Genomic DNA, 15,415 nt, shown 5'->3' on the forward strand with positions numbered 1-15,415 from the left:
TGCCAATCGTCTAATTGCCTTACGGCAGCAGCTTATTAGTGAACTAGATAACCGGCACGTGAGAGCGCAGCTGATGCAGGTAACTGAGAGAAAATGCCGCTAATGCGGGGATAAAAAAACCATGGAATTTCTTCCATGGTTTTTCATTGGTGGTTATTTGGAGCGCTTGCGCTGCTGGCCGAGGCCCATTTTCTTCGCCAATTCGGAGCGGGCTGCTGCATAGTGCGGCGCAACCATTGGGTAGTCGGAGGGCAGTCCCCACTTTTCACGATACTCTTCCGGGGTCATATCGTAGTGCGTGCGCAGGTGACGCTTGAGCGACTTGAACTTTTTGCCGTCTTCCAGACAGATGATGTAGTCGTTGGTGACAGACTTCTTAACCGGAACGGCTGGCTTGAGTGGCTCTGGTTCAGGCTCGACAGTGCTACCGTTGGTTTGCTGTAGAGCGGAGAACACGTCCTTAATCAGGACCGGAAGATCTGCGGAAGCAACAGTGTTGTTGCTGACGTAAGCAGACACAACATCAGCAGTGAGTTCGATCAGGCCATTATCTGCAGGGTTTTCGCTCATCTTTCACCCAATTCTTTCGTTTATGTGTTTATTCGTAGGCCACACCGGCTTTCATATAGTAACAGGGCAAACCCATACTTAAGAAAGGGCAAACTTATCTAGTGAAGACAAGGGAAACTATTTGATTCCGGAGAAGCGTTAATCTTGGAGACCCTATATAGAGAGGGTGTTTGCCAATCACAAGAAAAAAACTTCATCTTCTTCAAGATTTACTAGGGAAAAGCTAGAGATGCGCCGCCATCATACAAATTTTCGTAGTTATCTGGAAGAAAACACGCTGCGAGATGCTATGGCAAACCAACGGAATTTGCGCCGAAAAAGCACGGAAATTCAACAAATTGATTGAAAATCTCGATGCAAACAGATTGGATAAATGCACGATAATCAACTGTTATCGGGAAATTCCGCCATATGACTGAGTAGCATTTGCTTATTTGAGAAAAAAGTAAACATCCCGTCAAAACAATATGTTCTGGTCGACAGAATTGCGGCAATACTAAGCCGAGTGAATTGTTATCTAGCAAGCCAAAAGATATATTAGCCCTAAACGTATACCTTAGTATAAAAACTTAGGCCGCTGCACTGCAGCGGCCCAGAATTTTCAGTCGGAATAAAAAATTCCCAGCCTGCTTACTCGGGCATATCATTGATATGCGTTGATTTGTGGGGTTTGTAACCAACCTTGAGCGCCGCACGGGCGATGAGATGGGCCGAGATGGGCGCTGTAAGCAGGAAGAATGAAACTCCGGCGAGCGCTCGTGTTAACACGCCCCAATCTTGCGCGTAGAGGCCAAGTGCAAGCAGTAGCACACCCGAACCGAGCGTACCGGCTTTTGAGGCAGCATGCATGCGGCTGTAAACATCAGGCAAACGCAGCAAACCCAAAGCGGCGGTAAAGCTGAAAACGGCGCCGATGAGCAACAAGGTTGCAACAAGGAGATCCAGCGCGATGGTCATTGGCTTTCTCCTGTGTTGGTTTCAGCAACTTCATTGGTTTCATTTAGGATAGCCTGATCCTTGGCAAGACCGCGGTTCAGGATAAACCGGGCAAAAGCCACGGTTGCCAAGAAGCCGACAAGGCCAAGTGCCAATGCGATATCGACATATAGCGAATACTTAGAGAGAATACCGAATACCGCAATGAGCCCTATTGCAATGGCCACTAGGAGGTCCAGACCGACGACCCTATCCGGCAGATTGGGGCCGATGCAGACACGATAGGCGGTGAGCAACAGGCTTAACCCCAGAATAATCAATGACGCGTGGAGAGCAAACTCCAGATATGCGCCTGCGAAAGCTTCTAATGCACTCATCGAAACGCCTCCATAATTCTACGCTCAAAGCCGTTTTTAATGTCATCGATTGTTTCTTGCGGATCCGGCACATCGATGCAGTGAACAAAAAGCGTGTCTTTGTTGTCCGCCACATCAACCGACAAAGTGCCAGGTGTGAGTGTCACCATGTTTGCAAGCAGGGTGATTTCAAAGTCCTGATCCACATCCAGCGGCACCGCAATGATACCGGGCTTCAAGTCTTCAATGCGCGGACGGATAACAATGCGCAGCACACGCCACGAAGAGAGCACCAGCTCTTTTAAGAACAGCACTGCCAAGCCGAACACCTTCGCAGACTTAGACACGTATGCTCGGAAGGCGACTTGTTCGCGGATCAGCGCGAGGCCGAGCGTGCCCAGAATGAAGCCGAAGAGCAGATTGAGCGCGGCGAAAGAGCCGGTAACTGCCCCCCACGCGATCGCCATCAACAGGTTGAGGAGAAAGAGGCTGCGGTTCATGGCGTCACCCCGAATACAGATTGAACATAGGCGGTGGGATCAAGCAGCGTATGCGCGCCGGTTTCGGCCAATTGCATCAGCCCCTCCGGTTGCAGGCCAAGCCAGAAGATCATGGCGATAAGCACGGCCAGTGGCAGCCACGCTGTGAATGGCACTTGCAGTGGCATGGCTTCGGGACCTGTTTCGACGCCCTGCGTGCCGTCAGCAATCCCCTCAGGCCCGCCGCGCCAGAATGCGAAGATCCAGATGCGGCCTACAGTGATCGCAGTAAGAATACTGGCAAGCAGGATTGTTCCGGCTAACCAGCCCTGCCCGGCGGCAAGCGCACCATCCACCAGCAGAACCTTTGGCCAGAAGCCGGAGAACGGTGGCAGGCCCACTGCGGCAAATAGCAGGATCAAGGTTGCGGCGGACAGCAGCGGGGCACGGCGGTACATGCCGCCTAGCTCGCGCAAGTTAAAGGTGCCGCGATCTTTCCCGGTGATGCCGAAGATGAGGAACAGCGCCGTCATGGCAAGGATAGAGTGTACGGCGTACATGATGGCGCCGGTCAGCGCGACCTCGCTGCCAACAGCGATACCGGCAAGCATGGAGCCGATGCCGGAGATCACCAGATAACCGATGGTGCGGCGCACGTCCGCTTGCGCCAAAGCGCCGAGCACGCCGGTAAGCATGGTGACAATAGCAACCACCGTGATCAGCCCGTGCATCCAGTTATGCCCTGCTGGCAGCAGCAGCACCAGCACCCGCAGCAGCGCATAGACGCCCACCTTGGTGAGCAGGCCTGCGAATAGTGCCGACACGACAATCCGCGGTGTGTGATAGGAGGCGGGCAGCCAGAAGTTTACCGGGAAAGCTGCGGCTTTCATAGCAAAGGCGAGGAAGTAAAGTGCACTGATGCCAAGCAGCGGGCCGCTGTCGCCGAGCGCACGGGATTTCAATGCGATGTCCGCCATGTTCAGCGTGCCGAGCAAGCCATAAAGCAGACCAGTGGCGATGAGGAACAAGGTCGTGCCAATGAGATTTAGCAGGGCGTATTTTAAGGCGCCGTCGATCTGCAAGGTGGTGTTGCCCAGAACCAGCAAACCGAATGAGGAGATCAGCAGCACTTCAAACCAGACATAGAGATTGAAGATATCGCCGGTGAGGAACGCCCCAGATACGCCGCAGAGCAGCATAAACAGGAACGGGTAGAAGCCGTAGCGGCGCTCGGAGGCGGCGATGGAGCCTGCCGCGTAGATGCCCGCCAACAGACCAACAATCGAGGCGATGAGCGCCAGTGTGACACCCAGCGCATCGGCGGTAAAGGCGATGCCGAACGGTGGCAGCCACTGCCCCATAACCATGGTGACAACACCGTTTTGCCAGACATGGGCAAATAGGCCAAGGTTGGTCAGCACCAGTAGGGCTAACAGGGAGATGCCGACAAGCGGCTGGATGCGCACGTTCTTGCGCAGGATAAGCGTTGTTGCGCCACCGACCATGCAGAGCAGAACGGGCGCGACGAGCAGCCAGTCAGCTGCTGCGGTGGGATGGGTGATCATTGCCGCGGCAATATCGACACCGGTTTTTGTTGCAGCCATTTATCAGTATCCCAAAGGTGGTTCTGGTTCGTTCACGGGTTCGGCGACGCGCATTTCCAGCATGTCATCGGTGCCCAGTTCCTGATAGGCGCGGTACCCCAGCACCAGAAAGAATGCAAAGAACGAGAACGAGATCACAATCGCGGTGAGAACAAGTGCCTGGGGCAGCGGATTTGCCGTAATCGCCTCGGGCACATAGGCATGGGCGGGTATGATTGGCGGCACTTCCCGCAAGAGACGGCCTGAGGTGAAGATCAACAGGTTGACCGCATTGCCGAGGATGGCAATGCCCATAAGCACACGCACCAGCTTACGCGAAAGCATAAGATAGATGGAGGCGGCGAAAAAGGCGCCTACGGTGATGGCGAGGATGGTTTCCATTAGTCGCTCTCCCGCTCTTCCAAAGACAGGGCAATGGAGGTGATGGCCCCCACAACCACGAGGTAAACGCCAATATCGAAGAACATGGGGGTGCTCAAGGCGATCGGGGTGTCAAACAAGGTGAACTCCAACCACTGGCTGGTCATGGCCGCTTGGCTTTTGAACAGGCTTGGCAATACCGAGGCCACAGCCAGCAGCAGGCCACTTGCAGCAACGCTCATGGGGTGCATGACCAGCGCGCGGCGCACAGCGGCGACGCCGCAGGCGATGCCCAAAATGGCAAAGGCGGAGACAGCTATCAGACCGCCGATAAAGCCACCGCCGGGCTCGTTATGGCCGCGCAGCAGCACGAACACCGAGAACAGCAGCATCAGCGCAGTTAGGAACGGGGCGACAGTGCGGAAGATAACGGTATTCATGAGTTTGCCTCCGCTTTGTTTGCCTCAGGATCTGCTGGCGGCGTGTAGTTGGAGCGCACGCGGATGAGTGCCAGTACACACAGGCCGGTCACCATCACCACGGAAATTTCGCCGATGGTGTCAAATCCGCGGAAGTCCACGAGAATGACATTCACGATGTTACGGCCATGAGCAATAGATCTGGAGAACTGGGTGAAGAACTCGGAAAGGCTGGCATCAAAGGGCTGCTGCGTCACCCCAGCCAGTGCCAGCGTGAAGCCGAGGCCGACCAAGGTGGCAAGGCCAGCATCAAACAGCTTGGCAGCTGAGCCGCGGCTGTCTTTGTTGTGCAGGTTGAGCCGTGTCATCACCAGTGCAAGGATCACCACCGACAAAGTCTCGACCATGAACTGGGTGAAGGATAAATCCGGGGCGCCAAACAGGAAGTAGATCACCGCGACTGCAAAGCCGGAAACCCCGAGGGAAACCATGGCGGTAACACGGTTTTTCGCGGTAAGCACGGCGTAGAGGCCGATAAGTGCCAGCGCCAGAATGCAGCTTTCCAGCACGCTTGGCAGTTCGCTCGGGATCAGGCTTGGCCAACTGGCGGTCGCGATCATCGGCACAAACAGCACCAGCAGCAACACCGAGAAGGTGAGGCGCATATAGGTCACCATGGAGCCGGTTTGTACGGTGCGGGTGAGCTTGCTGGCCAGAATAACGCAGGCGTTGATGAACTGGTCAAAGCCTTTGTCCGGCCCCCAGCCGATGGTTTCAAGGGTTTTGCTGGCAAATGCGCGGGCTTTATCCTGATAGATGTATAGCGTGATACCAAGGGCAATGGTGCCCAGCGACAAGAACAGCGCGGCGTTGATATGTGCCGGGATCAAGTGCAATTCCCCGTGCACTGGCTCGCCGGAGACCGCGAGTGTCATCGGATCGGCAAACAAGTGACCGGCGGAGGCAACAAACAGACCGGCAATCAAACCGCAAGCGGCCAGAACAACAGGCCCCGCATACAGCAAGATGGGGCCTTCATGGGCGTGTTTCGGGGTATCGACCGGCTTTCCGAGAAACGGCTTGAGCGCAACAATGGCCGCCAGAGCGAACATCATGGCATTGCCAGCAACGGCAACCAATGTGAGGATGGCGGCGCCGCTGCCAAGGGTCCACGTACCATTATACAGCACCTCCTTGGCGACAAAACCGAGGAACGGTGGCAGACCCGCCATGGAGAGCGCGGCGAGCAGTGCCGCGGTAAAGGTAATCGGCATGGCTTTACGCAGCCCGCCCAGATACCGCATATCGCGGGTGCCTGCCTCGTGATCGATGGTGCCAACTGCCATAAACAGAGCACCTTTGAACAGCGAGTGAGCAAAAAGATAGAGCACCGCACCGCGGATGGCCTCAGCTGACGATGTGCCGGTGAGCATCACCAACAAGCCAAGAGAGGCAACGGTGGTATAGGCCAATACCAGTTTCAGATCGGTTTGGCGCAGCCCAAGGAAGGTGCCAACCAGCAAGGTCACCCCGCCAAAGAGCGGCAGCACTGTCATCCAGATGGTGGTATCCCCAAGAACCGGATGCATGCGCATGAGCAGGTAGACACCGGCTTTAACCATGGTTGCGGAGTGCAAATAGGCCGAAACCGGAGTTGGGGCTTCCATGGCATTTGGTAGCCAGAAGTGGAAAGGGAACTGCGCCGACTTGGTGAAAGCGCCAAGGCAGATGAGGATAAACACCGGCAGGTAGAGGCTGCTTTCGCGCAAGACATCACCGCTTGCCAGCAGCTGCGACATTTCCATGGTGCCCGAGGCTTGCCAAGTGAGCAAGAGACCAGCGAGCAGCGCCATCCCCCCTGCCCCGGTGACCACAAGCGCTTGAATGGCCGAGCGGCGCGAGGCGGTGCGCAGATGGTCAAAGCCGATAAGCAAGAATGAAGTGATAGAGGTCAATTCCCAAAACACGAAGAGGGTGAGGAAATTATCCGCCAGAACAACGCCTAGCATCGCCCCCATGAAGAGGAAGAGAAACGAGAAGAAACGCCCTTGGTGCGCGTGCCCTTTAAGATAGCCGCCTGCATAGAGCACCACAAACGTGCCAATGCCGGAGATGAGCAGCGCAAACAGAACCGAGAGGCCATCTAAAAAGACGGAAAACTCGACCTGAAGGCTGGGAACCCAAGGCATACTGGCGCGAAACACGGCACCACCAGACACTTCTGGCACAAATGACAGAAAGAAGAGGAAAATGGCCGCGGGGGGAACCGCCAAAATCCATGCGGCGTTGTGCTTTAAGTGGCGCGTAAGCCATGGGCCGAAAGCAGCTGCAACAAATGGGGCAAGCAGCGCCCAAAAAGTTGCCTCGACACCTTGAAACGGCATAGGGCACTCCGTAGTTATTTGTTATACTAAGGTCTTTGGCGGAAAGCTTTGCACATATTGCGCATTTATCCCGCCCAGGGCAATGACCTTGTATATGTGCATAAATAGCCATAAATCAAAGGGCAAGGCGCCATGCGTCGCGCTAGCGCGATATGTCGCTATGCAAAATGCCTAGGGTAACACGCCTTAGAGGGCTGAATGGTCAAGGTTTCTGTCGTTTTTCGTGCGTAATGCATGCCTGAAAAGAAATGGCTGTGTGGAGGATTCATGGGTGAGCAAAAAAACAAAAGCGGGCAGAACTGGTCAACATTGAGTAAAGCTCAATGGATGCAACGACTTACCCCAGCGCAGTTTCACGTTTTGCGCGAGCATGGCACGGAACGCGCGTTCAGCGGCCCTTTTTGGGACAGTTTTCAGCCCGGTCGGTATTTTTGCGTGGGCTGTGGCAATGCACTGTTTGATTCTGACAGTAAGTTTGATGCGGGCTGCGGTTGGCCTAGCTTCTTTCAGGCCGTGCATGAGGGAGCGGTGCGCGAATATGAGGATCGCTCTCACATGATGGTGCGAACGGAAATCCGTTGTGGCGCGTGTGATGGCCATCTCGGCCATGTGTTTGATGATGGGCCGCCGCCAACGGGTTTGCGCTACTGCCTGAATGGAACAGCCATGCGGTTTGAACCGGCAACAGACTAGGTTGCAAGCGCCGCTTTGAGAGAATGACGGTATATATGCGAAATAGTGGTGCGCAGCAGGCGAATGCGCCCTTACCCCACTTGCAGGAGTAAGGACAGCTTCTTACCTTGCTTACATGACTGAACAGCCTCATTCCCCTCACCTGCCCCCAGTGGCAGACAAGCGCCCGAGCAGCGATACGCGCCACGGCGTCACCCGTCATGATGACTATGCGTGGCTGCGCGCTGACAACTGGCAGGAAGTGATGCGCCAGCCGGAAACGCTGGCGGCAGACATTCGCGCCTACCTAGAGGCGGAGAACGCCTACTGCGATGCAGCGATGGCAGGAAGCAAAGACTTGCAGGACGCTTTGTTTGCCGAACTTAAGGGGCGGATCAAGGAAGATGATAGCTCGGTGCCGATGGTGGATGGCGCCTATGCCTATGCGCTGCGTTATGTGACTGGCGGCCAACATCCGGTGTATTATCGCAGTGCCCGCGATGGCAGCAATGAAGAGATCATGCTGGATGGGGACAAGGAGGCAGAGGGCAAAGCCTATTTCAAGCTGGCCAGCGCATCGCACAGCGATGACCATAGGCTGCTGGCATGGGCCTATGATGACAAGGGCTCGGAATACTTTTCCATGAAACTGCGCGATCTGGCGAGCGGCAAGGACCTGCCCGAGGTGTTACCAGATACCAGCAGCGGCGGGGTGTTTTCCGCCTGCGGTCGCTTTGTTTTTTACGTGCGGCTTGATGCCAACCACCGCCCTTCCCGTCTTTATCGGCACGAAATCGGCACCGCTGTAGAAAATGATGCGCTGGTTTATGAGGAGGCAGATGCGGGCTTCTTTATGAATGTGAGCCGCAGCCAATCCGGCCGGCTTATTCTGATCAATATTCACGATCACGAGACCAGCGAAGTGCTGGTTATTCCTGCCGATGCGCCAACGCAGGCCCCACAGGTGGTGTTGCCGCGCGAGGTTGGGCTGGAATACGAGGTGGAAGACAATGGCGAGGACTTTTACATCCTCACCAATGCGCAGGGCGCGGAAGACTTCAAAATTGTGCGCAGCCCCATAGCGCAGCAGCTTGGCGCAAAAGACACCAGCAATTGGCAGGATGTGGTGGCACATTCCAGCGGCTGCCTGATCCGCTCGCTGAGTGTTTACAAGCACCACTTTGTGCGCTTGGAGACTTTTGAAGGGCTGCCGCGCATTATCATTCACCAGCTGGCAGATGGCAGCGAGCACGCCATCAGCTTTGACGAGGAAGCCTATAGCCTTGGCTTGATGGATGGCTTTGAATTTGACACGCAGACACTGCGTTTCACCTATTCCTCGATGACCACGCCTGCGCAAACCTATGACTATGACATTGCCAGCGGGATGCGCACCCTACGCAAAACGCAGGAAGTGCCAAGCGGGCATAAGGCAGAGGATTTCATTACCCGACGGTTGATGGCGCCAAGCCACGACGGGGCTCTGGTGCCGGTTTCACTGTTTTATCACCGCGATACCAAACTGGATGGCAGCGCCCCGTGCCTGCTTTATGGCTACGGATCCTACGGCATTTCTATCCCGGCGGGCTTTTCTACCAACGCCCTTTCCTTGGTCAACCGCGGCTTTGTTTATGCGATTGCGCATATTCGCGGTGGCAAGGAAAAGGGTTTTGCTTGGTATAAAAACGGGCGGCGCGAGCAGAAGAAAAACACTTTCCTCGATTTTATCGCGGCAAGCGAGCATCTGGTTGCTAACGGTTTTACCAACCATGAACGCATTGTGGCGCATGGCGGCTCGGCCGGCGGCATGCTGATGGGGGCTGTGGCCAATATGGCGCCGCAGAATTTTGCGGGCATTGTGGCGGAGGTACCGTTTGTTGATGTGCTGACCACCATGCTGGATGATAGCCTGCCACTGACCCCACCTGAATGGCCAGAATGGGGCAACCCAATCGAAGATGCTGCGGCTTACGCTTATATTTCCAGCTACTCGCCCATTGATAATGTGCGTAAGCAAGCGTATCCGGCGATCTTCGCACTTGCGGGGCTAACAGATCCGCGTGTGACCTATTGGGAGCCAGCCAAGTGGGTGGCAAAACTGCGCGCGCACAACAGCAATGATGCACCGGTGATGCTGCGCACCAACATGGATGCAGGCCACGGCGGCGCATCCGGACGCTTTGACCGATTGAAAGAAGTGGCGCTGGTTTATGCTTTCGCATTACAAGTAACTGAGGCGCTGTAAGCCCACGGCGGGCATTAGTAAATACACTAATTCCCGCCGTATATTTTACTCAAAAAACACAATTTTACTAATTTATTCACAATCGCTCCTAGTAAACTAGTAATAGTAAATCGATTTAATTTGCATACAAAGCAAGTAAACGCTATTTTTCTATTGCCATAAGTTATTTATTGACTGGCTCGGCGATGAATAAGCGCGGCTGATTGGTCTGCGGCAATCTCCCCCCTGACTTATGGCTGTTAGCACGCGTTCCCCCGTTCGCTTGGGCCAGCCGCATTATGGAGCATATGAAATGAAACGTTTACTCTCAGTCTTGGGGACAGTTGCACTTATCTCCCTTAGCAGCACTGCTGCTGGTGCTACCGCTTACGATATGTTTGAGAAATTGTTGCCAAATGACCGTAGTTCTGCAGCGCATATCACTGGATCTGAGTATGACTGCAAGAATTTTTCCAGAGCAGATGGTGCTGTTTACCGTGCGACTGTAACTGGTGAATTTCACGACCCACATCACAGTGTGTCCAATGTTGCCTGCTTTAAAACCGCAGATGCTTGCGATGCGTTTTTGAAGTACATGCGCGGGTATTATGAGCAAACCAACTCGGCAGCTTGTGAATTGCGCCGCTGATTTTAAACACGTGCATATGGGGAGCCCTGCTTGTCAGGGCTCCTTTGCTACACAAAAGCTGTTTCCTGCGCTTATACACTAAATATTATAGAAATAATCCACAAAACCACAGGTTTTATATTTGTAAAAACACCCAATATATTATCTAGATAAAATATTTTCTCAATTTATATTTAACTACGACTCGAGTTTTTCCTATCGAGTTAAGCTCGTTCTTGTCAAGAATGTGGCAGTCTCTTCTCTATGGCAAAGGTGCCACGGTGCCTATGCCACAATAAACAAGAAGAGGGGAGCACATTATGAGTGGCCATGGTACTTTTGTCGCTGGTATCCTCGCTGCCACAATTGGCATCGGCAGCGCTGCGCAGGCACGCGATCTCTATCCTTTCAACTACCTATTGCCAAATGATATGACGTCGGCGCCGCGCATCTATGGATCGCAATATGATTGCAAAATCCGCGTTAAAGCAGACGGTAAGGCGAATGTTTATCAAGCCTTTGTCAGCGGCTCATTTTATGATCCAACGCGGCAAATCTCTTCGGTGGCGTGCTTCCGCACACAGAAGAAATGTAAGGCCTATCTGAATTTCATGCGCGGTTATCTTGACTACACGAACAGCGCTGCTTGCCAAAAAGGCTACTACACCGGTTTGTTCAATTGGGACTAAGTACTTTTTGTAGTCTGCGAGCACAACGTGCGGGGGCTATGGCTCCCGCGCCCGGAATACCCTCCATAAAACAACAATAGAAATGGATGGACCGGACTTATGACACAGCATTTATCCCAGTTCCTAAAGATAGCCTGTATCGGCCTGCTGCTTCTCGTTGCGGCATGCGCAGAGCGCGGCAGCTACAATCCGCTATCGCAAGAGTTGCTTTTGCCAACAGGGCGAAAGATCCCGCAAATAAAGGGCAGCGCCTATGATTGCAAGTCCGCCCATGCGGCGGGACATGCAGCGACTGTCTGGCATGCTTTTGTTAGCGGCCGGGTGCTCTCCGACGAGCCAAGCTACAATGTTAGCAGTGAGGCGTGCTTTGCCAGCCAACAGCAGTGCGAGGCTTACCTGTATTTCATGAACGGGGAGCTGGATCAGATCATCATATCGCGCTGTCAATATGGGTATAGCTAGAGGCTATCAGGATCTATCAGCTGCGCCAGCGCCCTTCGCATTTGACGCAGGGTTTGCGCACTTTGCTTAAGGCGCGGCTCGCCCAGCGAATGCACCAAAGGGGCGATCAAAGCGGCTTCTTTCGCATCTATTTCGGCAGAAACGCGCAAGCCCATCTCGCTCAATGACAGCAGAGGCGAGCGCTTATTCTCCGGATTACTCTGGGTGTTTAGATAGCCAAGCTGAATGAGGCCATTTACGGGCACCTGTACATTCTGTCTCGTCACGTGCTTGCGCTTGGCGATCTGCGGCACGCTTACCGGCTCATGCTCTGCGATAAACAACAGCAGCGCCCGCATGTAAGCGGTCATCTGGTGATCTGCTACCAACTGGGCGCTTACCCTTGATAAGTAAGTATAGAGCTCGACGACTTCGTCGATCAGCTCTCTGGTCATTGCTATGCTTTTCATCGGCTGCATGCCGGAGTTGCGCTGCATAACACCCCCTCCCCTTGCTGCGCCAAGCGTGCTTGCGCGTCGGCCACCTTCTTTGATGCGCATAAGCGAACGGCTTGACAAGGAACTTGTCAATAGGCACAGCAGACAAGCAAAATCATTCAGGTAAACCGGCTATTTATTGCCGTTTAGAATACTCTCAATCATCTTTTCCCAAGAGAGCGCGCAAAATCTGCGTGGTACTGGGCACTAGCATTCCTGATCCTCCAACTGCGGCGTAGATTGAAACCATAGGAGATCATCCTACTTGCCCCTAGCCGATTGCTGAGTATTGATATGACACATCACAGATTTATGGCCCCTTCCCCACTTAAGCAAATAGAGCCGCTGCGCCCGCGCGAGCCCTGCTCATCTCTTGCCCCTTCGCAGGTCGCGCCGCAACAAAGGGCGCACCCGGTCAAGTTAACCCGGCGCGCTGTATTGGAAGCCAGCGCGGCGCTGGCAGTGGGTGCCGCCGTTAATGGTTGCAGCTTTCAATCTGACCTCGCTGCGCTCGACGACCAACCCAGCGCCACAAACGAGAGAGGCGAAGAGCCAATGGACGAATTCAGCTTTCTCGTAGATCACGCCACCCGCGCTGCAAACAACCACAACACCCAGAGTTGGCGCTTCCGCCGAGAGGCGCAAGGCGTCACAATCCTTACAGACATGGCAAGAGCAACGCCGGTGGTTGACCCGCATAACCGTCATTTGTTTGCTTCGCTTGGCTGTGCGGCAGAAAACCTACGTGTTGCTGCAACACATAAGGGCAAAGCGAGTGAGATCCGCGGCGTTGGTGAGGGCGACGCATTTCACGTAGCTATTGAGCTTGGGGCTCAGGGCAGTGCCGCGGCCGATCCGCTGTTTAAAGCGATTAGAAAGCGGCAGAGCACACGCAGCCTTTATGATAGCCGCCCTGTACCGGCAGCTGATCTTGCGGCACTAAAAAGCTCAGTCGAGGCATGTGGCTGTGATTTGCATTTGATTGAAGATCCAAGGCAGAAAGAGCGTTTCTTGGAGATCGCAGTTCCGGCCAGCAACACCCAAATCTCCGATCCTGCCTTTAAAAAAGAGCTGAAGCAGTGGCTGAGGTTCAGTACAGATTATGCACAGAAGATGGGAGATGGCTTGTTTTCAGCGTGTTCGGGCAATCCACGCATGCCCGAATTTGCCGGGGGGTGGATGTTTGAGCTCTTCTACAAACCTGATGCCGAAGCGGAAAAACTGACTGCTCAGGTGCGCTCATCTGCCGGATTGGCGATCATACTCTCTCGCAGTGACAGCGCTGCTGCGCATATGACGGTTGGGCGCGCCTATCAGCGGCTGGCATTGCGCGCAACAACATTGGGTATAAAGAACGCGCTCATCAATCAAGCGATAGAGGTGGAAAGCGCCAAGCAGGAGCTAGCGAACTGGTTAAAGGTTCCCGCCTATCGCCCCGCACTCATTGTGCGCTACGGCTACGCGGAGGCTTTGCCTTATTCCTACAGAAGACCACTTGCAGAAGTGGTTGTTTAACGCAGCTCTGTTGAAGTTTCTCCTAGGGTGAGACGTGAAACGAGCTCACCCCAACCTTTAATACTGTTTTTTAACCAAGGATAACAGCACATAAATACAATTACTTTTCTCTTATACTATAAATGAAACAAATATAGAGCTTATTGACTTTACCACTACTGAAGATAAATATGCAAAACCAAATCTAAATGGATGCATATTATGAAACTATTGGAAATAACAGTTTTTACTTCTTTGCTGATTTTTCTTAGCGCTTGCCAAAGTGTGCCGGAGCGTTCCTTGCCCGATACACAGGGCGAGCAGGCTGTGCTGCACGCGACTGCAAGCGGCAAAGCTGCGGTGACCGGCGAAGTCACCTATGAGCAAAAGACATGTAACCCCAGCCGCATGCAGATTGCCAATCTGGTTGATCTACAGCGTTACACAGTGAGCAAGGACACGCTTACTGTCATCCCCGAGGGGAGTTATATTGCCTATTTCCTTGAATGCGGTGATCATTACTGGAGCATCAAGGGCGAGCTGGCAAATATTCGCGATGACATGAAATCACTGCTGGTGTTCCCAACATTTTCCGTGAAAGCTGGTGAGATCATCAACATCGGACAGATCAGCTTTGACCTTGTTGAGAAGGGCGGCCTGCTTTCCGTTGAGAAGCATGCACCGGTGGCAAGAGAGCCACGCCCGCAAACCAGCGTAACATTGGCGAAATACTACCCAGCTTTGAGCGGGAAGATAGTTGTGCGCAAAGCGAAAACAGCGCTCACCCCGACTTTGCAAGAGCGAATGATCAATCAATAAGCCTCCCACCTTCAGAAACGAGCTCTCAAGCTAGTGGAGGCCGAACTTACCAACAAAAAAAGCCCCGCCGACGTGGTGGGGCCTTTGCTTTTTGGTGCGTGACGCAGATTAACCGGCTTTAGAGAACAGCTCTTCCACGTATTCCCAGTTTACCATGTTGTCGATGAAGGCTTCCAAGTATTTCGGGCGCGCATTGCGGTAGTCGATGTAGTAGGAGTGCTCCCAAACATCGCAGCCGAGCAACGGGGTTGCGCCGTGTACCAGCGGGTTTTCTGCATTTGGAGTTTTCATGATTACCAGTTTGCCATCTTTCATGGCAAGCCATGCCCAGCCTGAGCCGAATTGGGTCACGCCAGCATTGATAAAGTCTGCACGGAACTTGTCAAAGCCACCCAGATCTTCGTCGATCTTGGCAGCCAAAGCGCCTGGCAACGAGGTGCCGCCGCCATCTTTTTTCATCATGCGCCAGAAATGCAAGTGGTTGTAGTGCTGGCCAGCGTTGTTGAAGAGACCCGGGTTGGAGCCGTAGCTTTCTTTCACGATCTCTTCCAGAGACTTGCCTTCCAAGCCGCTGTCTTTTAGCAGGTTATTGCCGTTTGTGACATAGGCCTGATGGTGTTTGTCATGGTGAAACTCAAGGGTCTCTGCGGACATGTACGGTGCCAAAGCGTCGTATGCGTATGGCAGATCTTCAAGTGTGAAAGACATGGTAAACCTCCAGTTCGTTGCGGTAGGATCGGGCGCAATTTGGGGGCGTTTCGCGCCCCAGCTTGAGTCCCTTGCAAAATCTAGGATGGAAAATAGGGTTGTTTTGTCGCAGCCGCAATGGGTCGCATGCTTAAT

At 53.7% G+C, this 15,415-nt stretch carries 17 protein-coding genes; 7 read left to right on the forward strand and 10 right to left on the reverse strand.

Annotation, left to right across the window (positions count from 1 at the left end; all coding sequences use genetic code 11):
* Nucleotides 1-153 precede the first annotated feature (153 nt).
* The 8 genes from AYK82_RS14060 to AYK82_RS14095 form a co-directional block, all read right to left on the reverse strand.
* Nucleotides 154-570, reverse strand: coding sequence for a Ros/MucR family transcriptional regulator (locus tag AYK82_RS14060; protein WP_068317204.1), 417 nt, complete (start codon nucleotides 568-570; stop codon nucleotides 154-156).
* 630 nt (nucleotides 571-1,200) lie between these two features.
* Nucleotides 1,201-1,527, reverse strand: coding sequence for a monovalent cation/H(+) antiporter subunit G (mnhG, locus tag AYK82_RS14065; RefSeq protein ID WP_068317206.1), 327 nt, complete (start codon nucleotides 1,525-1,527; stop codon nucleotides 1,201-1,203).
* Nucleotides 1,524-1,883, reverse strand: coding sequence for a cation:proton antiporter (locus AYK82_RS14070; protein ID WP_068317209.1), 360 nt, complete (start codon nucleotides 1,881-1,883; stop codon nucleotides 1,524-1,526). Before AYK82_RS14070 ends, mnhG begins: the two co-directional genes overlap by 4 nt.
* Nucleotides 1,880-2,362: a Na+/H+ antiporter subunit E gene (locus tag AYK82_RS14075; protein WP_068317211.1), complete on the reverse strand. Its 483-nt coding sequence runs from the start codon at nucleotides 2,360-2,362 to the stop codon at nucleotides 1,880-1,882. The genes AYK82_RS14070 and AYK82_RS14075 overlap by 4 nt, the downstream gene beginning before the upstream one ends.
* Nucleotides 2,359-3,945, reverse strand: a complete 1,587-nt coding sequence (locus AYK82_RS14080; protein WP_068317213.1) for a Na+/H+ antiporter subunit D — start codon at nucleotides 3,943-3,945, stop codon at nucleotides 2,359-2,361. Before AYK82_RS14080 ends, AYK82_RS14075 begins: the two co-directional genes overlap by 4 nt.
* Before the next feature lie 3 nt (nucleotides 3,946-3,948).
* On the reverse strand, nucleotides 3,949-4,326 hold the full coding sequence (locus AYK82_RS14085) for a Na+/H+ antiporter subunit C (protein WP_068317215.1): 378 nt from the start codon (nucleotides 4,324-4,326) through the stop codon (nucleotides 3,949-3,951).
* Nucleotides 4,326-4,745, reverse strand: coding sequence for a Na+/H+ antiporter subunit B (locus AYK82_RS14090; protein ID WP_068317221.1), 420 nt, complete (start codon nucleotides 4,743-4,745; stop codon nucleotides 4,326-4,328). The genes AYK82_RS14085 and AYK82_RS14090 overlap by 1 nt, the downstream gene beginning before the upstream one ends.
* Nucleotides 4,742-7,108 carry a putative monovalent cation/H+ antiporter subunit A gene (locus AYK82_RS14095; RefSeq protein ID WP_068317224.1) on the reverse strand — a complete coding sequence of 789 codons (2,367 nt, stop codon included), beginning with the start codon at nucleotides 7,106-7,108 and terminating at the stop codon, nucleotides 4,742-4,744. The genes AYK82_RS14090 and AYK82_RS14095 overlap by 4 nt, the downstream gene beginning before the upstream one ends.
* A gap of 267 nt (nucleotides 7,109-7,375) precedes the next feature.
* Between AYK82_RS14095 and msrB the strand changes: the two genes are divergently transcribed.
* The 5 genes from msrB to AYK82_RS14120 all read left to right on the forward strand — a co-directional run bounded on the left by msrB (nucleotide 7,376) and on the right by AYK82_RS14120 (nucleotide 11,783).
* Nucleotides 7,376-7,801, forward strand: a complete 426-nt coding sequence (gene msrB / locus AYK82_RS14100) for a peptide-methionine (R)-S-oxide reductase MsrB (protein ID WP_068317226.1) — start codon at nucleotides 7,376-7,378, stop codon at nucleotides 7,799-7,801.
* A gap of 115 nt (nucleotides 7,802-7,916) precedes the next feature.
* A complete protein-coding gene (locus AYK82_RS14105; RefSeq protein ID WP_068317229.1) occupies nucleotides 7,917-10,025 on the forward strand; it encodes a S9 family peptidase in 2,109 nt (702 codons plus the stop codon).
* A gap of 292 nt (nucleotides 10,026-10,317) precedes the next feature.
* On the forward strand, nucleotides 10,318-10,653 hold the full coding sequence (locus tag AYK82_RS18235) for a hypothetical protein (protein ID WP_208976505.1): 336 nt from the start codon (nucleotides 10,318-10,320) through the stop codon (nucleotides 10,651-10,653).
* Nucleotides 10,654-10,952: 299 nt separating this feature from the next.
* Nucleotides 10,953-11,321, forward strand: a complete 369-nt coding sequence (locus AYK82_RS14115) for a hypothetical protein (RefSeq protein ID WP_208976506.1) — start codon at nucleotides 10,953-10,955, stop codon at nucleotides 11,319-11,321.
* 99 nt (nucleotides 11,322-11,420) lie between these two features.
* The gene (locus AYK82_RS14120; RefSeq protein ID WP_068317231.1) at nucleotides 11,421-11,783 is read left to right on the forward strand and encodes a hypothetical protein; all 363 of its coding nucleotides are present in this window, start codon (nucleotides 11,421-11,423) and stop codon (nucleotides 11,781-11,783) included.
* On the opposite strand, the gene AYK82_RS14125 is transcribed toward AYK82_RS14120, so the two are convergent.
* Nucleotides 11,780-12,259 carry a MarR family winged helix-turn-helix transcriptional regulator gene (locus tag AYK82_RS14125; protein ID WP_172795243.1) on the reverse strand — a complete coding sequence of 160 codons (480 nt, stop codon included), beginning with the start codon at nucleotides 12,257-12,259 and terminating at the stop codon, nucleotides 11,780-11,782. The two genes, AYK82_RS14120 and AYK82_RS14125, sit on opposite strands and share 4 nt — an antisense overlap.
* Nucleotides 12,260-12,553: 294 nt before the next feature.
* Here AYK82_RS14125 and AYK82_RS14130 point away from each other — a divergent pair, with 294 nt between their 5' ends.
* Together AYK82_RS14130 and AYK82_RS14135 are read left to right on the forward strand one after the other, a co-directional pair.
* Nucleotides 12,554-13,774, forward strand: a complete 1,221-nt coding sequence (locus tag AYK82_RS14130) for an Acg family FMN-binding oxidoreductase (RefSeq protein WP_156453379.1) — start codon at nucleotides 12,554-12,556, stop codon at nucleotides 13,772-13,774.
* A gap of 201 nt (nucleotides 13,775-13,975) precedes the next feature.
* Nucleotides 13,976-14,572 carry a hypothetical protein gene (locus AYK82_RS14135; RefSeq protein WP_156453380.1) on the forward strand — a complete coding sequence of 199 codons (597 nt, stop codon included), beginning with the start codon at nucleotides 13,976-13,978 and terminating at the stop codon, nucleotides 14,570-14,572.
* Between the two features lie 108 nt (nucleotides 14,573-14,680).
* Here AYK82_RS14135 and AYK82_RS14140 read toward each other — a convergent pair whose 3' ends face one another.
* Entirely contained in the window at nucleotides 14,681-15,280 is a 600-nt protein-coding gene (locus AYK82_RS14140; protein ID WP_068317244.1) for a superoxide dismutase, read from the reverse strand.
* Between the last annotated feature and the right edge of the window lie 135 nt (nucleotides 15,281-15,415).

The sequence above is a fragment of the Polycladidibacter hongkongensis genome, from assembly GCF_001561995.1.
In the GTDB taxonomy this organism is placed as follows: Bacteria; Pseudomonadota; Alphaproteobacteria; order Rhizobiales; family Stappiaceae; genus Pseudovibrio; species Pseudovibrio hongkongensis.

What these genes read in the sequence shown, in the direction of transcription:
- AYK82_RS14060 (WP_068317204.1), bottom strand. Translation starts at nt 570, where the DNA reads ATGAGCGAAAACCCTGCAGATAATGGCCTGATCGAACTCACTGCTGAT.
- mnhG (WP_068317206.1), bottom strand. Translation starts at nt 1,527, where the DNA reads ATGACCATCGCGCTGGATCTCCTTGTTGCAACCTTGTTGCTCATCGGC.
- AYK82_RS14070 (WP_068317209.1), bottom strand. Translation starts at nt 1,883, where the DNA reads ATGAGTGCATTAGAAGCTTTCGCAGGCGCATATCTGGAGTTTGCTCTC.
- AYK82_RS14075 (WP_068317211.1), bottom strand. Translation starts at nt 2,362, where the DNA reads ATGAACCGCAGCCTCTTTCTCCTCAACCTGTTGATGGCGATCGCGTGG.
- AYK82_RS14080 (WP_068317213.1), bottom strand. Translation starts at nt 3,945, where the DNA reads ATGGCTGCAACAAAAACCGGTGTCGATATTGCCGCGGCAATGATCACC.
- AYK82_RS14085 (WP_068317215.1), bottom strand. Translation starts at nt 4,326, where the DNA reads ATGGAAACCATCCTCGCCATCACCGTAGGCGCCTTTTTCGCCGCCTCC.
- AYK82_RS14090 (WP_068317221.1), bottom strand. Translation starts at nt 4,745, where the DNA reads ATGAATACCGTTATCTTCCGCACTGTCGCCCCGTTCCTAACTGCGCTG.
- AYK82_RS14095 (WP_068317224.1), bottom strand. Translation starts at nt 7,108, where the DNA reads ATGCCGTTTCAAGGTGTCGAGGCAACTTTTTGGGCGCTGCTTGCCCCA.
- msrB (WP_068317226.1), top strand. Translation starts at nt 7,376, where the DNA reads ATGGGTGAGCAAAAAAACAAAAGCGGGCAGAACTGGTCAACATTGAGT.
- AYK82_RS14105 (WP_068317229.1), top strand. Translation starts at nt 7,917, where the DNA reads ATGACTGAACAGCCTCATTCCCCTCACCTGCCCCCAGTGGCAGACAAG.
- AYK82_RS18235 (WP_208976505.1), top strand. Translation starts at nt 10,318, where the DNA reads ATGAAACGTTTACTCTCAGTCTTGGGGACAGTTGCACTTATCTCCCTT.
- AYK82_RS14115 (WP_208976506.1), top strand. Translation starts at nt 10,953, where the DNA reads ATGAGTGGCCATGGTACTTTTGTCGCTGGTATCCTCGCTGCCACAATT.
- AYK82_RS14120 (WP_068317231.1), top strand. Translation starts at nt 11,421, where the DNA reads ATGACACAGCATTTATCCCAGTTCCTAAAGATAGCCTGTATCGGCCTG.
- AYK82_RS14125 (WP_172795243.1), bottom strand. Translation starts at nt 12,259, where the DNA reads ATGCAGCGCAACTCCGGCATGCAGCCGATGAAAAGCATAGCAATGACC.
- AYK82_RS14130 (WP_156453379.1), top strand. Translation starts at nt 12,554, where the DNA reads ATGACACATCACAGATTTATGGCCCCTTCCCCACTTAAGCAAATAGAG.
- AYK82_RS14135 (WP_156453380.1), top strand. Translation starts at nt 13,976, where the DNA reads ATGAAACTATTGGAAATAACAGTTTTTACTTCTTTGCTGATTTTTCTT.
- AYK82_RS14140 (WP_068317244.1), bottom strand. Translation starts at nt 15,280, where the DNA reads ATGTCTTTCACACTTGAAGATCTGCCATACGCATACGACGCTTTGGCA.